A 21278-nucleotide genomic window follows, 5' to 3' on the forward strand; every position below is an offset into this window, starting at 1 on the left:
TTTCTCCTAAGAGCTTATCCTTTCTTAATAAACAAGCTTATTAACCAAACTGCCAAATAGAATATCGGCGTACTAAATACGGTAAAAAATAGTTTAAATGAATAGCTATTAAGTACAAGCTGACCCAATTGGTCAAAAGGAAAAATATTAAATAAGCTCATAATCCCAATTACAATAAAAGTATCCATAAATAAAGAAATTGCCGTACTAAAATTATTTCTTATCCATAAATAGATATTAATATCAACAAGTTGAGCTATATAACAGGCAAAAGTTGATGCTAAAAAAGATATATACTTCTTTTACCTGAAGAATTGGTAGTATTAGATATTAATTATCCATAAGAACATTGATTATTCGCTCATCTAAATATTCATTTTCCAACTTTTCAAGTTAAAGAAGTATCTATACTTCTTCAACATGAAGAGTTGTTAAAATGATTAGGCACAATGGTTTGAAAATTGTCATTTACCAATGAAGAAATTTTATTTTTATATTTTTCAATATTTTCAAAAAATATTCGTATAGAATCAGTAAATGTCTCAAAATTCGCATAAAATTTATTGTTACTTACAACAGAATGCATAAATTCCCACAGTCGTTCAATTGGATTCAAATTAGGACTATATGCTGGCAAAAATAGTAACCCTATTTTACTGTATTGTAGATATTCTTTTACCTTTTTTGACCTATGATATCCAGCATTATCGCATATCAAATAAATCTTACTTTTATCTTGATTATTTGCTTCTAATTCCTTTAAAAATTCAATAATATAATCACCATTAACCTTAGGATTGTCAGTTGTTACTACCTCTAAATCCTTAAGATTAATAGCACCAATAATATGTTTACGCTTCCAACCACTGAAACTTGGTAATGTTTTAACTACATTCTTTCTAATCCAACCAAATTTTGCTCGAGTTTGGTATTGAGGATGAACACTATCCATAAAATAAATAGACTCATCTTTAGCTAAATTATTTTTTAGCAAACTATATTGCAGCTTAAATTCCTCTTGCTTAGCTAAATCTATTTTTCCAGGAATTAACTTAGGTTTCTGATAACTAAAACCAAGTCTGTGTAACAGCTTGATTACCCCGGCTAATGTATAGATTACTCCATATTGACGTTCTATGAACAAACCTATATCTCTAGCATACACATAATTATTATTTTCTAGATGAACTATTAACTCTGCTTCCTCCTGTCTAGTAAGTTTACTATCACTACCGCCATTTCCAGGCTTAAGCTTCTGAGCATTATGATAATCTATTAAATGTTTTCTTATCCCTTCATCACTCAGTAATAACACTTTCGATATCTCATCAATACTATAGCTATCATCATACATGAAAACAGCTTTGATTCTATCACAAATCCTCTTATCCCTTTCGCTTCTATGGTAAAGCTTTAATTCTTCTTTTTCTACTGATGTTAATTTTCTATAAATCCATTCTTACTTAATAACACTTGCTGACTTCTTTGACAATTTTTCATTTACTAGAGGTATATGGTATGAACCAAAGACTTTATGAAAAGTTATGTTGTCAACATTAGACCAATTAGTAGCTTCCAATTTATCCATGAGACTTATTATTAAAACTACTATTATATTAAAAATAATAGCAAGTTTTACACAACAATTGGCTCTTTCTTTACCGTAAAACTCAGCTATTAAATCCGTTAATAAAAAAGTTAACGGGTAAAAAATTGCTCCTATAGATAATTCAAGAATATAAAAATTAAGAATATTAAGGTAAACAAATTTTTGATATATTAAGTTTCCTACTATAATAAGGACTGTAAAAAACGTACATAAAATGATATAAATTTTTTCTTTTATATTAAATTCTATAGACATTTCTAAAATTATTTTGTGAATTATTGTCATACGGCTTTGTTGCATGACCCGATTTTTTCGTTATTGCGAGAAGAAATTGTAAATTTCAACGAAGCAAGGAAGAAAAAAAATTCTGTAAATCAGAATTTTTTTAATTATTTTTCTGGATTGCCACGTCGCTTTGCTCCTCGCAAGGTGTTGTTGCGTGGATCAGTTTTACCTCTGTCATCCCGTGGCTTGACCACGGGATCCAGTTAAAAATACTAAAATTATTAGTATTTTTTATTGTTTTTATGGACCTAGTTAGCAAGCCACAAGGTGACACAGTAGGTTTTACCGGTCTACGCAACAATGCCTCCTCGCAATGACTGTTCGGGTTATTCATTAACGTGATTAATAGCCCGCTCAGACATTTTAGGTATTAGCATCTCACATACTTTGTCTAATCCATTACCTGTAGCCCCAATTAAAGCTGTATAGCCCTTATTAACATGATTAATAGCCCGCTTGGACATTTTGGCATAAGCATCTCACAAACTTTGTCTAAACCATAACTAGCAGCCAACATTAAAGCTGTATCACCATTATCAACTTTGCTTAATTCGGCTGTATTCATTTGGGTAATTAATTTTTGTGCTTCTGCCGTGTTTTCTGCTTTTATTGCTTCTATTAGCTTTTCATACGGAGTTCCAAATAATCTTATAAACATAGATATATCCTTATTAAATTCTATAAATCTTAACATTTTGTTAAAAATGAGCTTATAGACGGAATCATAATAAAGGGCTTTAAGAAAGCAATAGAAATTTAACTAAAAATATAAATAAATGAATTTAAATTGATTTAGGGAATTTATTGATATATAGAGGATTAAAGGAAATAGTAGAGAGTTTTAATAATTAGTAATAATTATAATCTATAATGTTACCGACGTTTCACTAAGCCTTGCAGCTTAACCCCGTCTTTAGCGTGTATCCATCTTGGCAGTTTATCGACAGCCGCTAAATATTCAACTCGGTTTAACTTCTGCCGTAATGTTGATGCTTGAAACTTCCCGCTACCAAAATTAAAGATAAATGAGATTAAGGTGACTTGTTGCTTAATTAAATTATTAATATTTCTTTTTATAAGGTAATAAATTTACTATTTAGAAGAAAGAGAAAAGCTACTTAGTTTAGAGATTTGGTGAAAGACAATTAATAAAAATTAGTTTTATCGAACCTTTCATTAAACGGCAAAAAGCTTGATTTTATGCTGCATCTGCGGTTTGATATTTTTGCAGAAATACCAAAAAATGAAGAATGGTGCACCCTAAAGGATTCGAACCTCTGACCCACAGATTAGAAATCTGTTGCTCTATCCAGCTGAGCTAAGGGTGCTAAGCATTTACGGTAAACCTTATATCAGTTTTAATAGTTTTTTTCAAGTATTCTTTTATTATCATAAATAAATGTGATAAATAACATAATGAATAAATTCTATAACTACAATTCTTCTTCACATCAGGTTTTACTTAATCTTAAAGTAAAGTCTAATTCTAAACAGAATCTAATTAGCGATTTTGTAATCATCAATAATATCCCATATCTAAAATTATCTATAAAAGCAACACCGGAACAAGGTAAAGCTAATGAAGAAATCATAAATTATCTAGCAAAAGAATGGAAATTATCACGCAAGGATATAGAAATTATTAAAGGTCATACTAATAGCTTAAAAACGATATTGATAAAAAATATTGACGAATACTATTTAAATTTGATTATTAATTCCTATATTAAATAGGGCGCAATGGTTGCTAAGCTGTCGATGTCATTCCCGCGTGGCATTGTTGCGTGGATCTAAAAACGCGTTCGGTGTCATACCGTGGCTTGACCACGGTATCCAGAAAAAAAATTTAAAATACTAAAATTTTAGTATTTTAAGCTGGATCCCGCGATCAAGTCGCGGGATGACACTGGAAAAACTGATCCTCACGGGAATGATATCAGCAGTTATATGACTAAAAAATAATTCATTAACTGGAATAATTATGACACAAGAAAAAAAGAAATTTGACGCCGAGGTTGGCAAGATTTTAAATTTAATGATTCACTCTCTTTATAGTAATAAAGAGATTTTTATGAGGGAGTTAATTTCTAATGCTTCGGATGCTTGCGATAAATTACGTTATTTATCTCAAAGTAATAGTGAATTAGTAGCTGGCGATAGCAATTTTAAAATTACGGTTAAAGTCGATAAAGATAAAGGACAAATCATCATCCGTGATAACGGTATCGGCATGAATAAAGACGATTTAATTGAAAATCTCGGTACTATTGCAAGATCAGGTACGGCAAATTTTCTTAAAAGCCTTTCCGGTGATTCTAAAAAAGACAATATGTTAATCGGTCAGTTTGGTGTTGGATTTTATTCAAGCTTTATGGTAGCCGATAAAGTGCTTGTCACCTCAAGAAAAGCAGGCGAAGATAAAGTCCATACTTGGGAATCGGACGGACTTGGCGAGTACATTATTTCAGATTCGGACAAAGAATTCACAAGAGGCACGGAAATCGTTTTACATATCAAAAAGGAAGAAGATACATTCCTTGATCATTTCAGGTTAAAACATATCGTTAAAAGCTATTCCGATCATATAGCAGTACCGATATATTTCTTTGATGAAGCCGGTAATAATGAAATCCAGCTTAATTCAGCTTCTGCATTATGGACAAGACCGAAATCAGAAATTACGGAAGAACAATATAAAGAATTCTACAAGAGCCTATCTTATGCCGTTGATGACCCTTGGATAACTATGCATAATAAAAACGAAGGAGCTATAGAATTTATTAACTTGCTTTTCATTCCATCGAGCAAAACATTCGATTTATTCCATCCTGATCGCAAGAGACGAGTTAAATTATATATCAAAAGAGTGTTTATTTCTGATGAGAATATTGATTTAATTCCGTCATATTTAAGATTTTTACGAGGCGTGGTTGATTCAGAAGATTTACCGTTAAATATTAGCCGTGAGTCATTGCAGCATAATAGTGTACTTGAGAAAATCAAGAATGCTATTACAAAAAGAGTGCTTGGCGAGCTTAGAAAAAAGAAAGAGGAATCACCTGAAGAATATAATAAGTTTTGGGCTAATTTCGGTGGTGCTTTAAAAGAAGGTTTGTGTGAGGCTACTACCGACTATGAAAAATTATTAGAAGTATGCATATTCAGAAGTGCCTTGCATAATAAAATGATCAGCCTTGACGAATATATCGCAAATTTTAAAGAAGGGCAGAATACTATATATTATTTAAGCGGGGATAATCCCGATAAATTACTTTCAAGCCCACAAATTGAAGGACTACTTAGTAAAAATATCGATGTATTACTTTTTACCGATACAGTGGATGATTTTTGGGTAAATGTTAATAGCGAATATAAAGGACATGCTATTAAATCAGCAACAAGAAGCAATATCGATGTAGAGCAAACTACTTCACAATCTGAGGATAAAAATGCAGATAGTAAAAAATCCGATGACGAATATAAATTGCTAACCGATTATTTTAAAGAGACGCTTGGGGAGTTAGTAAAAGAAGTTAAGATCTCTAAAAAATTAACCTCAAGCCCTGCTTGTCTTGCCGTTAGCGACGCTGCTATGGATATTCGTATGGAGAGATTTTTGATTGAGCAGAAACAAATAGCTGCTGCATCTGCCAAAAATTTAGAGCTAAATCCTAAAAATAAAATCATAGAGAAAATCTTTAACGACTTAAAAGCAAATAATAAAAATAATGAAGAATTGGTTAATCTAATATTTGATCAAGCCTGTATTTTAGAGGGCGAACCGGTTGCTGATACCGGTGCATTTTCAAAGAGATTAAACGATATTGTACAAAAAGCTATATTATAACTTTAAAATTAATTAGTTTTAATGTATAGTCAACTGATTTGAACTTTGTGCTTCGTTGTTCGTCGACTCGCCTATTAGTATAGGCGTCGCTCCTCACGCCTATCACAAAATTCAACTGAATTGACTATAGAATGGTTGCAAACGTGAGTTTGGAAGTATTGTTCTGTTCGATGTCATTCCTGAGTAGGCGGGGTGTTGTTGCATGGCTCGGTTTATGTCATTCCCGCGTAGGCGGGAATCCAGCGTAAAGCGAGATAACCTAAGCTTTTAAAAAACTTTAAAATACTGGATTCCCGCGTAGGCGGGAATGACATAAAGAAAATGTCTTATTACGATACTATATTTAGCAAACATATAGACAAAATTAAGAGCGAAGGAAGATATCGAGAATTTAAAGCCTTAAAAAGACAAGCCGATAATTTTCCTTTTGCAGAACACGCTAATAAACAAATAGTTATGTGGTGCATTAATGACTATTTGGGTATGAGTAAACATGCAAAAGTAATGCAAGCTTCTATAGATGCCTTGCTAAAATACGGTGTTGGATCAGGCGGAACTCGCAATATCGGCGGTAATAATATTGCCATTCTTGAGCTTGAAAAAGAACTTGCAGATTTACACAAAAAGCAAGCAGCTTTAGTTTTTACATCCGGTTTTGTTGCAAATGATACAACGCTTGCAAGTCTTGCTAAAATCATGCCAGATATAGTATTTTTCTCCGATGAGCTAAATCATGCTTCAATAATTGCAGGAATTACAAGTTCAAGAGCCGAGAAATATATATATAGACATTTAGACGTTAAGCATCTAGAAGAGCTTTTACAATCAGTCGATATTAATAGACCGAAAATTATTGTTTTTGAATCGGCTTACTCTATGGACGGTTTTTTCTCACCTATCAAAGATATAATCAACTTAGCCAAAAAATATAATGCTTTAACCTTTATCGATGAAGTTCATACGGTCGGTTTATATGGTAAACATGGAGGCGGTATTGCCGAGCTTCTTAATTGTAGCGATCAAATCGATATTATTCAAGGTACACTTGCCAAAGCATATGGCACTATCGGTGGTTATATCACTAGCAACCATAATTTAGTCGATGCTATAAGGCTAACCGCTCCGGGATTTATTTTCACTACTTCATTACCGCCGGTAATTTCTACCGCTGCAACGCATAGTATTAGACACCTTAAAGAATCGAATGAAGAACGAATAAAACATCAAGAAGTAGTTACAAAACTTAAAAATTCTTTTGAAAATTTTAATATACCTTATTTGAAAAATGAAAGTCATATAGTGCCGATAATTATTGGTGATCCGATTAAAGCAGCTAGTGCCTCAAATATGCTCCTTAATGAATACGGTATTTACGTTCAACATATCAATTTTCCAACCGTACCGAGAGGTACGGAACGCCTCCGAATCATCCCAACTCCAGCCCATACCGATAAAATGATAAATGATTTATCTATAGCCTTAGTGCATATATTTGCCGAACTTGATATAGAATTATCTTCTACAAAAGAACTAAACGAAGAAGTACGCTTGAATCTTATTGCTTAACTTCACGTCATTGTGAGAAATTTGCAACTTTGTTGCATGGTTCGTTTTATGTTATTCCCGCGTGGCATTGTTGCGTGGATCAATTGCACCTCTGTCATCCCGTGGCTTGACCACGGGATCCAGTTAAAAATACTAATATATACTTCTTTTACCTGAAGAATTGGTAGTATTAGATATTAATTATCCATAAGAACATTGATTATTCGCTCATCTAAATATTCATTTTCCAACTTTTCAAGTTAAAGAAGTATATAAGAACGTATACCTCTAGTAAATGAAAAATTGTCAAAGAAGTCAGCAAGTGTTATTAAGTAAGAATGGCTTTATAGAAAATTAACATCAGTAGAAAAAGAAGAATTAAAGCTTTACCATAGAAGCAAAGGGATAAGAGGATTTGTGATAGAATCAAAGCTGTTCTCATGTATGATGATAGCTATAGTATTGATGAGATATCGAAAGTGTTATTACTGAGTGATGAAGGGATAAGAAAACATTTAATAGATTATCATAATGCTCAGAAGCTTAAGCCTGGAAATGGCGGTAGTGATAGTAAACTTACTAGACAGGAGGAAGCAGAGTTAATAGTTCATCTAGAAAATAATAATTATGTGTATGCTAGAGATATAGGTTTGTTCATAGAACGTCAATATGGAGTAATCTATATACTTCTTCAACATGAAGAGTTGTTAAAATGATTAGGAACAATGGTTTGAAAATTGTCATTTACCAATTAGTGTTTAAAATTAAGATAATTTTTGTTCAGTATACTTCTTTAACTTGAAAAGTTGGAAAATGAATATTTAGATGAGCGAATAATCAATGTTCTTATGGATAATTAATATCTAATACTACCAATTTTTCAGGTAAAAGAAGTATATATACAAAATTAGTAAAAATCAGTGGAGATTTTGTTATTATCTATGCGTTATCCATTATAATATTAGCTAGCCGTTAAAACGGTTAAGCGTTTCAAATTAAAACATATAGCATTCATAAATTCCGAGAATTGATTTTTGGCAATACCAATATATCTGACACGTTTATTATCTTGTGAGAATACTCTTTCAAAAGGTGCTCTAATTTTTGTATAATATCTATCAAGGTCAAAATTTTTATCTTTCATGTTATTTTTCTTTACAGCACAAAGATGCACTTCTTGCCTAGTTGCTGTATCTTTGGTAGACTTTGTACAATATGCTTTATCTACATATGCAGCACCGGAGCGTGGCATAACGTGTTTAAAACCTTTGCTATCAGTAACATTTGCAGAGGTAACTGCAACCTTATTAATAATCCCTGATTGGATATCAACGCTAACATGTTTTTTATAACCATACCAAAACTTATTACCTCCTTTACAACCAATTTTAGCTTGTTTATCATTCGCAACTTTGGGCAAAGTCTCATTATTTAGCTTGTCATATTTTTGCTTCCTCAACTCATCACGTTCTGTCCAAAGACTAGCTTTTGAGATCAAATGAGAGGCATCTACAAAGGTAAATACCTCGCTCATATAACCTTGCTTTCGTAGTTGTTCTCTAAAGTTTGCAAATATTTTTGATAGTAAGTTAGTACCTATTTTCTTACGTATTTTACTAAACACACTATAATCTGGAGTCGTCTCTGTAAGAGCAAAATCACAAAACCATTTGCCGGCATTACTATCAGCCAAATAACGTTCTAATTCTCGATCAGATAAGTCTTCCATAAATTGTAGAAGTAAACATTTAAATAACCTCAATGCTCCATAGCCTTTATAATTAGCTTCAGTTTCTATCGCTAATAACTCTCTTGCAACTGCTTTGAAATTAAATTAACTTTTAAATTTACGATATTGATGTTCCGGGCTAACTAATTCATCTAAACTGACCATTGTTATTTGATGCTCTGACATTTTTTACTTTCTTATTTTTTTATCACATTATAACCTTTTACTCTTCATAGCTCAACACTCCCATAATATGTTTACGCTTCCAACCACTGAAACTTGGTAATGTTTTAACTACATTCTTTCTAATCCAACCAAATCTTGCTCGAGTTTGGTATTGAGGATGAACACTATCCATAAAATAAATAGACTCATCTTTAGCTAAATTATTTTTTAGCAAACTATATTGCAGCTTAAATTCCTCTTGCTTAGCTAAATCTATTTTTCCAGGAATTAACTTAAGTTTCTGATAACTAAAACCAAGTCTGTGTAACAGCTTGATTACCCCAGCTAATGTATAGATTACTCCATATTGACGTTCTATGAACAAACCTATATCTCTAGCATACACATAATTATTATTTTCTAGATGAACTATTAACTCTGCTTCCTCCTGTCTAGTAAGTTTACTATCACTACCGCCATTTCCAGGCTTAAGCTTCTGAGCATTATGATAATCTATTAAATGTTTTCTTATCCCTCCCCATCACTCAGTAATAACACTTTCGATATCTCATCAATACTATAGCTATCATCATACATGAAAACAGCTTTGATTCTATCACAAATCCTCTTATCCCTTTCGCTTCTATGGTAAAGCTTTAATTCTTCTTTTTCTACTGATGTTAATTTTCTATAAATCCATTCTTACTTAATAACACTTGCTGACTTCTTTGACAATTTTTCATTTACTAGAGGTATACTAAGATAGAACTTCAAAAATTGGCTACGTCGCCTTTGTAAGTCCTCGGATGCTCACGTATTATTATACGCTCCGCTCCTCGGCTTACAGACTCCTTGCTCTTTTCCAAGTTGATCTTCGTATAACCACTCTTCATTTCGTAGGAGTATACTTCTTTTACCTGAAGAATTGGTAGTATTAGATATTAATTATCCATAAGAACATTGATTATTCGCTCATCTAAATATTCATTTTCCAACTTTTCAAGTTAAAGAAGTATATATATAGCAAGATTTTATGATATGCACACTTTCAAATAATATTGACTAAAATTAAAGTTATGCTTAAGCTATAAGATAGCACTAACAAAACTATATAATGAACTATATTAATGTAATGTGAGGAATTATGAACAATCCACTAATTAATAAGAATAATATGCAAAAGCACAAATTGAATAAAATATTGTTATACATAGCGCTTAGTACAACTATGCTGCCATCAGCACTGGCGATACCTATATATACCACTGCATTAGGCATCACTGGTTCAGGCAAGGGAAAGTTAAATAAACCTGATAGAATTGCTGCTGACAGTCAAGGTAAGATTTATGTTTCTGATTCTAATAACAGAGTTGCGATTTGGAATGCTCAAGATAATTCATGGGTTGGCTCATTTGGAAGTAAAGGCTCAGGTGTTGGGAATTTCTCGTTGCCTTCTGGAATTGCGTTAAATAATCGAGATAAGATTTATGTTGTTGATGATAACAATCATAGGGTTACCGTATGGAATGCTCAAGATAATTCATGGGTTGGCTCATTTGGAAGTGAAGGCTCAGGTGATGGAAAGATGAAACATCCTACTGGAATTGCTCTTGATGGTCAAGGCAAAATTTATGTTGTAGATTCCGAAAATAATAGAATTTCGATCTGGAATACCCAAGATAATTTATGGGTTGGTTCATTTGGAAGTGAAGGCTCAGGTTATGGAAAGCTTAATCGGGCTACTGGAATTGCTCTTGATCGTCAAGGCAACATTTATGTTGCAGATTCCAATAATGATAGAATTTTGATCTGGAATACCCAAGATAATTCATGGGTTGGCTCATTTGGAAGTGAAGGCTCAGGTGATGGAAAGATGAAACATCCTACTGGAATTGCTCTTGATGGTCAAGGCAACATTTATGTTGCAGATTCCGAAAATAATAGAATTTCGATCTGGAATACCCAAGATAATTCATGGGTTGGTTCATTTGGAAGTGAAGGCTCAGGTTATGGAAAGCTAAGACATCCTAATGATATTGGCGTATATCAGTCTATGGTATACGTAACTGATTATAATAATAATAGAGCTACGATATGGTTTGATCCAGTGTTGTGGAAGTCAGCGGGAACATTAATTCTTGGCACATTAAATCTGAATCAAGATCTTAAATTGGATCAGGATTATAATCTACAGATTAATAAGATTAATGATACTACTTATAATGGCGGGAAATCAGATGGGAAACTAACTATTACCGATAAGGCAGTATTAACAGCAAATGCTGGTAGTAGTATAAATGCTACAAGTATAGTGCTTGATGATGCAACATTAATACTGAACACAGAATCCATATCTGGTAATATAACATATAGTGCGGAAGGTACATTAAACATTAATGCTAATATTACTAATAACATAGATTTTGCAGGTAAAGATGGGTTATTACAACTTGCAGATAGTCAAACGATTACAGGTAATGTTGACAGTAGTACCTCTTCAGCAGGAACATTAGAGTTTTTAGGCAAGGGAACTGTAACAGGGACAATAGGAGGTACTAATGCACTTTCTAAATTAAAGTTTAGTGGAGCTGGTGATATTACAATTCCTCAGGGAAATGCAGAAACAATAGAGGTAGCAAATAAGGATACAGTTATTACAGCATCTAAGGCATTAACAGCTAATATACTATTTAGTAGTAATGGCAGATTAATATCAGATAAAGGAATAACAGGTAATGTAGATTTTGCAGGTAAAGATGGGTTATTACAACTTGCAGATAGTCAAACGATTACAGGTAATGTTGACAGTAGTACTTCTTCAGCAGGAACATTAGAGTTTTTAGGCAAGGGAACTGTAACAGGGACAATAGGAGGTACTAATGCACTTTCTAAATTAAAGTTTAGTGGAGCTGGTGATATTACAATTCCTCAGGGAAATGCAGAAACAATAGAGGTAGCAAATAAGGATACAGTTATTACAGCATCTAAGGCATTAACAGCTAATATACTATTTAGTAGTAATGGCAGATTAATATCAGATAAAGGAATAACAGGTAATGTAGATTTTGCAGGTAAAGATGGGTTATTACAACTTGCAGATAGTCAAACGATTACAGGTAATGTTGACAGTAGTACTTCTTCAGCAGGAACATTAGAGTTTTTAGGCAAGGGAACTGTAACAGGGACAATAGGAGGTACTAATGCACTTTCTAAATTAAAGTTTAGTGGAGCTGGTGATATTACAATTCCTCAGGGAAATGCAGAAACAATAGAGGTAGCAAATAAGGATACAGTTATTACAGCATCTAAGGCATTAACAGCTAATATACTATTTAGCAGTAATGGCAGATTAATATCAGATAAAGGAATAACAGGTAATGTAGATTTTGCAGGTAAAGATGGGTTATTACAACTTGCAGATAGTCAAACGATTACAGGTAATGTTGACAGTAGTACTTCTTCAGCAGGAACATTAGAGTTTTTAGGCAAGGGAACTGTAACAGGGACAATAGGAGGTACTAATGCACTTTCTAAATTAAAGTTTAGTGGAGCTGGTGATATTACAATTCCTCAGGGAAATGCAGAAACAATAGAGGTAGCAAATAAGGATACAGTTATTACAGCATCTAAGGCATTAACAGCTAATATACTATTTAGCAGTAATGGCAGATTAATATCAGATAAAGGAATAACAGGTAATGTAGATTTTGCAGGTAAAGCTGCTAAATTAGTATTTGACGGAAATATTAGTGATGATTGGTATAAATTAGATGGCGTTATAAGTAATGCTAGTAGTGCTATCTTAGAGGTAGCTACTAAATTAAAGGTAGTAGATAAAGGCGTAGGTACAATTAAAACTATTAATATAGGGCAAAATGGAATTCTTTCTATAAAGAGTAATGAGGATAATTTATCACTTATCAGCAGTGCAGGAGGGAGTATTAACTTGATTGATAAGGATGCACAACTTGTATTATCTGCTGCAAAAAATCAAACTATTAAATTTAATAATAATATAAAGGGCGCTGATAATGGAGGTGGCATCATTTTATTTGACGGTAATGGTAGTAACCTTACAATTACTGCAAGTGATAATGTATCACTTGGTACAGATGATAAGAAGTTAGGTACTATAAATATTAGTGGTAATGTGATATTTGATAAGAATGTGTCTACTAACGCATCAAACCTTAGTATAGGTTCAGGAGGCTTTCTTACTAATTACAGTAGTACCACATCAATTGATAATATCAATATAGGTAATAGTTCTGGATCTGGAGAATATATTTTAGATTCAAGGGATGAGGATTTAAAGATAAGTACAGGAAATATTGTCTATAAGAATGAGGATTCAATTCTTGCACTTACAAACACATCAGAAGGTGAGGAACGCACAATAACGCTTGATGCATCTATAGTACCAAGTCAGGATAAGTATGGGATACTAACTTTATACTCTAAAGGAGATAAGAAATTTACAATAGATAATAATAATGACAACTCTATTACATTTGGAACAAAGGACTATAGGCTAAAGGGGATTAAGATATCAAGTGATGACGATGCAGAAATTGATATCAAGCCTGAGATCAATGTGGAAAGTATTGGATTAGATCTTAATAAGATTGATTTAGGTCAAGTAGATGCAAATATTGTTTTTTATAAAAGTACAAAATACAATGCTAACGGAGATATAAATGGCAGTATAGATTTCCAAGGTAATAAAGGCGTTATAAATGTTGGAGATAATGTTAATATAAGCAGCACAATTAGTAGCACTGGTTCATCAGGAGAGGAAATAACATTTTTAGGTAGTAGTACTATAGGTGGCGTAATATCTAACATATCTACAATGCGTGCTGGAGCAGGTGATATTACATTGCAAGCTTCAGGTGATTATTCTATAGGAGAGTTACAGGGCAATGGTAGCGGTGCCATTACATTCCCATCAGGAATGAACTTTACAGGCGGTATAAACAGAACGGGAGGCAATCCATTGAACCTCAGTTTTGCTGACAGTACTCACATTACCGGTGATATAGGATCTAGCTCTAGTACGGTAGGTAACATATCAAGTGGCAATAATACGCAGTTTAATGGAGATATTAATAGCAGTGGTGATATCAAGACATCAGGTAAAACATTATTTTCAGGAGACGTTTCATGTAACAATATTATAGCTAATAGGACAAGTAGCAGTATGTTGTCATTATCATTAACTACATTAACATCAGCATTTAATGCCAGTAGTGGCAATATGCTTGACTTTGATGAATCGAGTGTTGTTACAAAGTTTCAAGGTCAGGTAAGTACTAATGGTAATATAGAGTTAAATGGTAGTACATATTTTGCAAGTAGTGTAGAGAGTCAAGGCAATATTGTCATAAATGGTGATACTAAGTTTAATAAAACATTATCAAATAGTAATAATATAGCTATATCAAGTAATACAAACGTTATATTTAACGGTAACATAAAGGCAAGTAGTATTAGCATAGATAATGCGAGTGTTGCGATATCAGATGATATAGAGGTACAAGGTAATATAAGTACTAATAATAGCACTATTATACTTGATAATAATAAGCTTACATTATCTGGAACAAATAGTTTTTCTGATCATATTACAATAAGTAGTACCTATGATGAATCTAGTTTATCTGGAGGTAATATAGTTCTTCAATCTGGTAGTACATTAGATTTATCGAATGTAAGTGAATTAACAATAAAACTTGCATTTATTAATAGTGATATAAGTAAAGTAAATGATGATATTAAATATAATATAATTCTTGCTGAGGATGGTAGTAAGATAGTGTTATTAAGTAATCCAGAAAAAAATATTAAATTAGATAGTAGTGGGGAACAAAATAAGTTTGTGAAATGGACATTAGATGCAAATTCTCTAACATTATATGCATCTGATGATTCAAATAACATAATAGATAACGATTATAGATTTGACTCTAAGCAAGAAAATGATTTCATGAAGGAACTAAAGGAGTCACCGCCAGGCAGTAATGGTTCTGAGTTCAAGAATAATATAGGTCTTCTTAGTAAAGAGCAAGTAGAAGAAATGTTCTCAAGAATACTTGATCATCCCAAAGAACGGAGCAGTGATATAGTAAGGGTAGCAGTTCAGCAGTCACTGTCAAATGCACATAAGACAGCGATTCATGCAATACATAATAGATTAGGTCAAAGTGCAGTTACAGTTTCAGCAGGTGAAGAGGATGTAAGTCAATATGGAGTATGGTTAAGAACATCAATAAATAAGAGTCGCGATAAAGTCAGTAGTAAGAGATCAGAATATTTTAGTAGCTATAAGACAAGAGGTCATAATCATACTATTGGTTTTGATGGATTAGTATGTGATGGACTTGTTGTTGGAGGTGCATATACAAGAGCATATACAAATATAAGACCGCAGAATCAGAATATAGGTAATACGGATAAAGTTAGAACTAATATGTTTTCACTTTATAGTGCGTATAATATCCCGAACTATAGCTGGTATTTAGATAGTACATTATCCTATGCAGAAAGTTTTATTAAAAACAAAGAGTTACGTAATATAGCTGTATCAAAGAATGTATTAGGAACAGAGATAGCATCAAGTAAATATAAGTCGTATCTTTATAGTGGTAGCCTATCACTTGGTTATATTCACAATATAGGAAACAACATTAATATTATACCAAGTCTAGGAGCATTAGGCTCTGTAATCAGAGATAAGGGCTATGCAGAAAGTGGTACTAGTTTTCAGAATTTAATTGTAGGTAAGAAAAGTTATAATAAGTTAAGTGGAAATGTAGGTGTTAGAATATCACAGCATATCTATTTGGATGATATAGATAACGTAATATTAATACCTGAGATTTATGGATTTGCTAATTATAATATCAAGAATAAAACACCTGCAATTGATGCAAGATTATCTGGAATAAATGATCGTTTGCCAACTATTAGCTTTAGAAGTAATAGAATAGATTATAATATAGGTCTAGGTGTTACTATAAAGCAGAATATGATGGAATATGGTATAAATTATGATGCTAATTTAGCTAAGAAATATCAAGGACACTCAGGTAGCATTAAAGTAAGAGTGAATTTGTAAATTTGACGCAAGTATACTGTGCAGTAGTTGAGACGGGCTGTTGAAAGAACAGTCTTAGAAGTGTTGACCTAGCACGCTAAGTATTGAGCCTTGGGCAGAAATTGGCAACAATTATGCTAAGCGTAGGCAGAGATATTGCAGGCCGTAGTGATTGAGCCACGTTAAAAATGTTATATGAGATCGCAGACTTTGTTAAGATAAAGGAATGCAACATTATCTATATCGTAAATTAGGCAGATATAGGTTTAGGTTTCCGGGGTCGGAGAGCATGGCATGTAATAAAAGTTTATCTATAAACGTGGGATATCCTATATTCTCTTCCATTTTTTTGAAGTATCAGCCGACAAGAGTAAAACCCAAGGGAGCTGAGAGTGGATATAGGAAGTCGGATGGATCATAGTAACGCGAATTTAGGATAAGGAAGAAGGGAAGCATGGAATAAGAATAAAGTATTTACAAGTTAAGAGTGTTGGGTTACTGAAGTTTTTCAACAAAAAAACAAGAACCCAACAATGAAAAAATGTATCACAACTTTATTTTAGATACTAGACAATTTTTGTGAAATATATGAAGAATGGGAGAAGCAAAAATTAATACCAACAGATAGAAAACGCCGGAGAGAAGGGAATTTAAGCCTTTCAGAGCTTTTAACTATCGTATTATATTTTTATATATCGCCGTGCAAAGATTTTAAGAATTATTATTTATATCACTTATCATATAAATATAGAGGTTATTTTAAATTACCAAGTTATAGTCGAATAATACAATTATGGTCAAGATTAATTCTACCGCTTGTTATAATGTTGCAACTATTTAGAGGAGAGGAAACAGGAATTTATTGCATAGATTCAACTAAATTATCGATATGTCATACAAAACGTACAAATAGCAATAAAGTATTTAGTGGTATACTTCTTTTACCTGAAGAATTGGTAGTATTAGATATTAATTATCCATAAGAACATTGATTATTCGCTCATCTAAATATTCATTTTCCAACTTTTCAAGTTAAAGAAGTATATAGCTAAAATAGGGATGAGTAGTTATGGATGGTTTATGGGGTTTAAGTTGCATATAGTAATTAACAATAAGGGAGCGATTATGGCGATCAAAATTACCAAAGCAAATAATAGTGATTTATCGGTAGCAGACGATATAACTGATGGATTACAAGGTAAACTCTTTGGTGATAAGGGATATATTTCTAAGGAAATATTTACTAAATTATTAGGTCGTGGATTACGCTTATTTACAGGAATTAGAAAAGATATGAAGAATCATTTATTGGAAATGGAAGATAAAATACAGCTTAGAAAAAGGTCGTTGGTTGAGTCAGTATTTAATGTCCTAAAAAATAATATGAATCTTGAACACTCAAGGCATCGATCACCTACTAATTTTTTAGTTCATATTCTAGCTTGTGTTAATGCTTTTAATATTACTAAAACTAATATTTTAAACTCTTTTTTCGATAATCTTAAACTCTTCTTATCCTAAACTGGCGTTAGTAGTGTTGAAGCAGAGGAGAGTTTGTGGAGCGAAGGATCCTCTAGGTAAAATTGATCTTTTTAGGGAAATGTTATGATAACAACAGAATATCAAATGAATACAGAAACGAAACTAAAAAGAATAGCATGGCTATCCTCACAGGATAAAGGCAAGAGATTTAACAATCTCATGCATTTATTTAATGAAGAAGCACTTACCAAATGTTACCAAGAGCTTGATGTAAATAAAGCGGTAGGAACAGATGGTATGGACAAATCGAACTATAGCTTAAACCTTACAGAAAATATCAGAGAATTGGTTAAGAAACTAAAGAACATGGTATATAAACCAGGGAATATACTAGAGGTAAAGATACCAAAGGAAGGAAGCCCAGGTAAGTATAGGACTTTAGGAATTAGCAATTTTGAAGATAAGCTTTGCCAAAAGATGATGAAGAAGGTACTTGAAAATATCTATGAGCCATTATTTCTTAAGTGTTCCTACGGTTTCAGGGCAGGGATTGGATGTCATGATGCAGTAAGGGAGCTTTCTAAACATCTTTTTGAAAATGAGGTTGAGAGCATAATAGACGTAGACTTAGCGAACTTTTTTGATACATTGGATAGGAAGATATTGATCGAAATATTACGGGAGAAGGTTCAGGATGAGAGGCTAATTAGGTATTTAATCCGTATGTTTAAGGCGGGAGTTTTATCTGATGGAGAGTTTTAACTATCCTGGAAGAAGGGGTAATTGCGGGAAGTATTGTAAGCCCCATACTTGCTAATATATTTGCTCATTATGTACTAGATGAATGGATTAAAAAAGTAGTGACCCAACATTGCAGGGGTACGGTAGAATTATTTCGCTACTGTGATGATGCAGTAATATGCTGTAGATATGAAGAGGATGCAAAGAAGATTAAAGCAGTTCTTGGGAAACGACTTGAAAAGTACAAACTTAAACTTAATGAAGAAAAGACCAAATTGGTCAGATTTTCAAAGCACCAGTTGTCTCGAGGCATAAAACAAGAGTCCTTTGATTTTCTAGGATTTACCTTTTATCTGGAAAAGTCTAGGAATGGTAGAATAATACCTAAGTTAAAGAGCAGTGGAAAAAGAATAAGTACCAAGTTAAAGAAAGTTAATGATTGGTGTAAAGGCATTAGAAACAAATACAAACTACCTATCATATGGACAACCTTTTGCAGTAAGCTTAGAGGACATATCCAATATGATGGAGTGTCGCACAATTGCAATGCCGTAAATGGTTTTATATGGAAGGCGGTTAAAATAATGTTCAAATGGCTAAATAGACGCAGTCAGAAGAAATCATTTAACTGGGAACAATTTAGACTTTTTATTACACGCCATCCTTTGCCAAAGGTAAAAGTATATCATGTCATGTTAAGTGGGCATACCGTGTAAATGATGATATCTTGAGCCCGTTGCCTTAATAGGGCACGATGCGGTTCTAACGAGGGGCGTAATAGGTGACTATTACGTCTACTCCACCAAGCACAATAACATAAATAAAATTTGATTTTTCTTTCTCAAGCTTATACTTTAATTGGTAAGAGCCTGTTCACAATCTTATTTTAATTAATAATTAAATAGGTTTTTAAACGAAAATTAATAAGATTTTTGTAGGAATATACCTCTAGTAAATGAAAAATTGTCAAAGAAGTCAGCAAGTGTTATTAAGTAAGAATGATTTATAGAAAATTAACATCAGTAGAAAAAGAAGAATTAAAGCTTTACCACAGAAGCGAAAGGGATAAGAGGATTTGTGATAGAATCAAAGCTGTTCTCATGTATGATGATAGCTATAGTATTGATGAGATATCGAAAGTGTTATTACTGAGTGATGAAGGGATAAGAAAACATTTAATAGATTATCATAATGCTCAGAAGCTTAAGCCTGGAAATGGCGGTAGTGATAGTAAACTTACTAGACAGGAGGAAGCAGAGTTAATAGTTCATCTAGAAAATAATAATTATGTGTATGCTAGAGATATAGGTTTGTTCATAGAACGTCAATATGGAGTAATCTATACATTAGCTGGGGTAATCAAGCTGTTACACAGACTTGGTTTTAGTTATCAGAAACCTAAGTTAATGCCTGGAAAAATAGATTTAGCTAAGCAAGAGGAATTTAAGCTGCAATATAGTTTGCTAAAAAATAATTTAGCTAAAGATGAGTCTATTTATTTTATGGATAGTGTTCATCCTCAATACCAAACTCGAGCAAAATTTGGTTGGATTAGAAAGAATGTAGTTAAAACATTACCAAGTTTCAGTGGTTGGAAGCGTAAACATATTATTGGTGCTATTAATCTTAAGGATTTAGAGGTAGTAACAACTGACAATCCTAAGGTTAATGGTGATTATATTATTGAATTTTTAAAGAAATTAGAAGCAAATAATCAAGATAAAAGTAAGATTTATTTGATATGCGATAATGCTGGATATCATAGGTCAAAAAAGGTAAAAGAATATCTACAATACAGTAAAATAGAGTTACTATTTTTGCCAGCATATAGTCCTAATTTGAATCCAATTGAACGACTGTGGAAATTTATGCATTCTGTTGTAAGTAACAATAAATTTTATGCGAATTTTGAGACATTTACTGATTCTATACGGTTCTGTCAGATTCTTTGTGTAAGTACGATTTCGCCATTTGTCCAATTTTGTAAATTAGTATCACAAAGGATTGCAAATTGATTTAAAGCCATTGCCCAATTCTTAATAGGCATTGTCCATTTTTTAGAGGCATTTGTCAATGCCAAAAAGATTATTTTCTGCATTGATTTATCATCTGGAAATACTCCCTTATTTTTAATAATTTTACGAATTTGACGGTTAGTGGATTCAATAGCATTAGTAGTGTAAATCGCCTTTCTAATGTCTTCTGGAAAGCTAAAAAATGGAGCTATGCCAGACCAATTTCGTTGCCATATATCAAAAATAACTGGATATTTTTCATCCCATTTTTTGGCAAAGTTTTGTAATTCTCTCAATCCCTCTGCTTCATTTATTGCAGAATAAACTGCCTTTAAATCAGCTGTTACCGATTTTAAATCTTTGTATGATACGTATTTTACAGAATTTCTTACCATATGCACAATACACAACTGTACTATGGTTCTTGGAAAAATGCTATTTATCGCCTCTGGAAAACCTTTAAGACCATCAACACATGCAACATATATTTGTTCAACTCCTCGATTCTTCAGTTCTGTTACTACCTGCATCCAAAATTTAGAACCCTCATTCTTACCTATCCAAATACCTAATAGCTCCTTCTTGCCTCCCATATTAACTCCTATAGCCATATATATTGCTTTATTTATTATTACATGCGTATCTCTTGCTTTAACATGAATACAATCTAAGTACATTATAGGATATATACTTCTTTAACTTGAAAAGTTGGAAAATGAATATTTAGATGAGCGAATAATCAATGTTCTTATGGATAATTAATA

The 21278-nt window shown here is 32.6% G+C and carries 15 protein-coding genes, 1 tRNA gene and 3 pseudogenes; 9 read left to right on the forward strand and 10 right to left on the reverse strand.

Annotated elements, in window-relative coordinates; genetic code table 11:
• Positions 1-14: 14 nt before the first annotated feature.
• The 7 genes and pseudogenes from AC5584_RS07170 to AC5584_RS07200 form a co-directional block, all read right to left on the reverse strand.
• Positions 15-296 (reverse strand): annotated as a pseudogene (locus AC5584_RS07170) (VUT family protein); the annotation flags it as partial.
• A 119-nt stretch (positions 297-415) separates the two neighbouring features.
• Positions 416-1453 carry an IS630 family transposase gene (locus tag AC5584_RS07175; RefSeq protein WP_499217036.1) on the reverse strand — a complete coding sequence of 346 codons (1038 nt, stop codon included), beginning with the start codon at positions 1451-1453 and terminating at the stop codon, positions 416-418.
• A gap of 57 nt (positions 1454-1510) precedes the next feature.
• Positions 1511-1864, reverse strand: a pseudogene (locus tag AC5584_RS07180) (VUT family protein); the annotation flags it as partial.
• 130 nt (positions 1865-1994) lie between these two features.
• Positions 1995-2195: a hypothetical protein gene (locus AC5584_RS07185; RefSeq protein ID WP_499216320.1), complete on the reverse strand. Its 201-nt coding sequence runs from the start codon at positions 2193-2195 to the stop codon at positions 1995-1997.
• A gap of 114 nt (positions 2196-2309) precedes the next feature.
• Complete coding sequence (locus AC5584_RS07190; protein ID WP_499216321.1) at positions 2310-2588, reverse strand: hypothetical protein; 279 nt, start codon at positions 2586-2588, stop codon at positions 2310-2312.
• Between the two features lie 179 nt (positions 2589-2767).
• A complete protein-coding gene (locus tag AC5584_RS07195) occupies positions 2768-2983 on the reverse strand; it encodes a glycoside hydrolase family protein (RefSeq protein ID WP_499217037.1) in 216 nt (71 codons plus the stop codon).
• A gap of 162 nt (positions 2984-3145) precedes the next feature.
• Positions 3146-3222, reverse strand: a tRNA-Arg gene (locus AC5584_RS07200).
• Between the two features lie 88 nt (positions 3223-3310).
• On the opposite strand from AC5584_RS07200, the gene AC5584_RS07205 reads away from it, so the two are divergent.
• The 4 genes from AC5584_RS07205 (at position 3311) to AC5584_RS07220 (ending at position 8002) form a co-directional block, all read left to right on the forward strand.
• Positions 3311-3628 (forward strand): A1G_07140 family DUF167 domain protein, encoded by a 318-nt coding sequence (locus AC5584_RS07205; protein ID WP_499216322.1) that lies wholly within the window; start codon positions 3311-3313, stop codon positions 3626-3628.
• A gap of 247 nt (positions 3629-3875) precedes the next feature.
• Positions 3876-5741, forward strand: coding sequence for a molecular chaperone HtpG (htpG, locus tag AC5584_RS07210; protein ID WP_499216323.1), 1866 nt, complete (start codon positions 3876-3878; stop codon positions 5739-5741).
• A 321-nt stretch (positions 5742-6062) separates the two neighbouring features.
• Positions 6063-7307 (forward strand): 5-aminolevulinate synthase, encoded by a 1245-nt coding sequence (gene hemA, locus AC5584_RS07215; protein WP_410526845.1) that lies wholly within the window; start codon positions 6063-6065, stop codon positions 7305-7307.
• A gap of 419 nt (positions 7308-7726) precedes the next feature.
• Positions 7727-8002 (forward strand): hypothetical protein, encoded by a 276-nt coding sequence (locus tag AC5584_RS07220; protein ID WP_499216324.1) that lies wholly within the window; start codon positions 7727-7729, stop codon positions 8000-8002.
• 245 nt (positions 8003-8247) lie between these two features.
• Here AC5584_RS07220 and AC5584_RS07225 read toward each other — a convergent pair whose 3' ends face one another.
• Together AC5584_RS07225 and AC5584_RS07230 are read right to left on the reverse strand one after the other, a co-directional pair.
• The gene (locus tag AC5584_RS07225) at positions 8248-9084 is read right to left on the reverse strand and encodes a transposase (protein ID WP_499216920.1); all 837 of its coding nucleotides are present in this window, start codon (positions 9082-9084) and stop codon (positions 8248-8250) included.
• A gap of 154 nt (positions 9085-9238) precedes the next feature.
• Entirely contained in the window at positions 9239-9586 is a 348-nt protein-coding gene (locus AC5584_RS07230) for a winged helix-turn-helix domain-containing protein (RefSeq protein ID WP_499216325.1), read from the reverse strand.
• A gap of 738 nt (positions 9587-10324) precedes the next feature.
• Here AC5584_RS07230 and AC5584_RS07235 point away from each other — a divergent pair.
• The 5 genes and pseudogenes from AC5584_RS07235 to AC5584_RS07255 all read left to right on the forward strand — a co-directional run bounded on the left by AC5584_RS07235 (position 10325) and on the right by AC5584_RS07255 (position 20514).
• Positions 10325-16297 carry an autotransporter domain-containing protein gene (locus AC5584_RS07235; protein WP_499216326.1) on the forward strand — a complete coding sequence of 1991 codons (5973 nt, stop codon included), beginning with the start codon at positions 10325-10327 and terminating at the stop codon, positions 16295-16297.
• Between the two features lie 542 nt (positions 16298-16839).
• Positions 16840-17797 (forward strand): annotated as a pseudogene (locus AC5584_RS07240) (IS982 family transposase).
• Between the two features lie 84 nt (positions 17798-17881).
• Entirely contained in the window at positions 17882-18520 is a 639-nt protein-coding gene (locus tag AC5584_RS07245) for a reverse transcriptase domain-containing protein (protein ID WP_499216327.1), read from the forward strand.
• Between the two features lie 20 nt (positions 18521-18540).
• Entirely contained in the window at positions 18541-19215 is a 675-nt protein-coding gene (locus AC5584_RS07250; protein ID WP_499217038.1) for a reverse transcriptase domain-containing protein, read from the forward strand.
• A gap of 282 nt (positions 19216-19497) precedes the next feature.
• Positions 19498-20514 carry an IS630 family transposase gene (locus tag AC5584_RS07255; protein ID WP_499216328.1) on the forward strand — a complete coding sequence of 339 codons (1017 nt, stop codon included), beginning with the start codon at positions 19498-19500 and terminating at the stop codon, positions 20512-20514.
• On the opposite strand, the gene AC5584_RS07260 is transcribed toward AC5584_RS07255, so the two are convergent.
• Positions 20439-21191 (reverse strand): IS256 family transposase, encoded by a 753-nt coding sequence (locus AC5584_RS07260; protein WP_499216314.1) that lies wholly within the window; start codon positions 21189-21191, stop codon positions 20439-20441. The genes AC5584_RS07255 and AC5584_RS07260 overlap by 76 nt on opposite strands.
• Positions 21192-21278: the final 87 nt, after the last annotated feature.

Source organism: Rickettsia endosymbiont of Villa modesta, assembly GCF_964026485.1.
GTDB lineage: Bacteria > Pseudomonadota > Alphaproteobacteria > Rickettsiales > Rickettsiaceae > Rickettsia > Rickettsia asembonensis.

Coding starts and splice junctions, on each gene's coding strand:
- AC5584_RS07255 (WP_499216328.1), top strand. CDS start 19,498: ATGATTTATAGAAAATTAACATCAGTAGAAAAAGAAGAATTAAAGCTT.
- AC5584_RS07205 (WP_499216322.1), top strand. CDS start 3,311: ATGAATAAATTCTATAACTACAATTCTTCTTCACATCAGGTTTTACTT.
- AC5584_RS07235 (WP_499216326.1), top strand. CDS start 10,325: ATGAACAATCCACTAATTAATAAGAATAATATGCAAAAGCACAAATTG.
- hemA (WP_410526845.1), top strand. CDS start 6,063: ATGTCTTATTACGATACTATATTTAGCAAACATATAGACAAAATTAAG.
- AC5584_RS07245 (WP_499216327.1), top strand. CDS start 17,882: ATGATAACAACAGAATATCAAATGAATACAGAAACGAAACTAAAAAGA.
- htpG (WP_499216323.1), top strand. CDS start 3,876: ATGACACAAGAAAAAAAGAAATTTGACGCCGAGGTTGGCAAGATTTTA.
- AC5584_RS07220 (WP_499216324.1), top strand. CDS start 7,727: ATGTATGATGATAGCTATAGTATTGATGAGATATCGAAAGTGTTATTA.
- AC5584_RS07260 (WP_499216314.1), bottom strand. CDS start 21,191: ATGTACTTAGATTGTATTCATGTTAAAGCAAGAGATACGCATGTAATA.
- AC5584_RS07190 (WP_499216321.1), bottom strand. CDS start 2,588: ATGTTAAGATTTATAGAATTTAATAAGGATATATCTATGTTTATAAGA.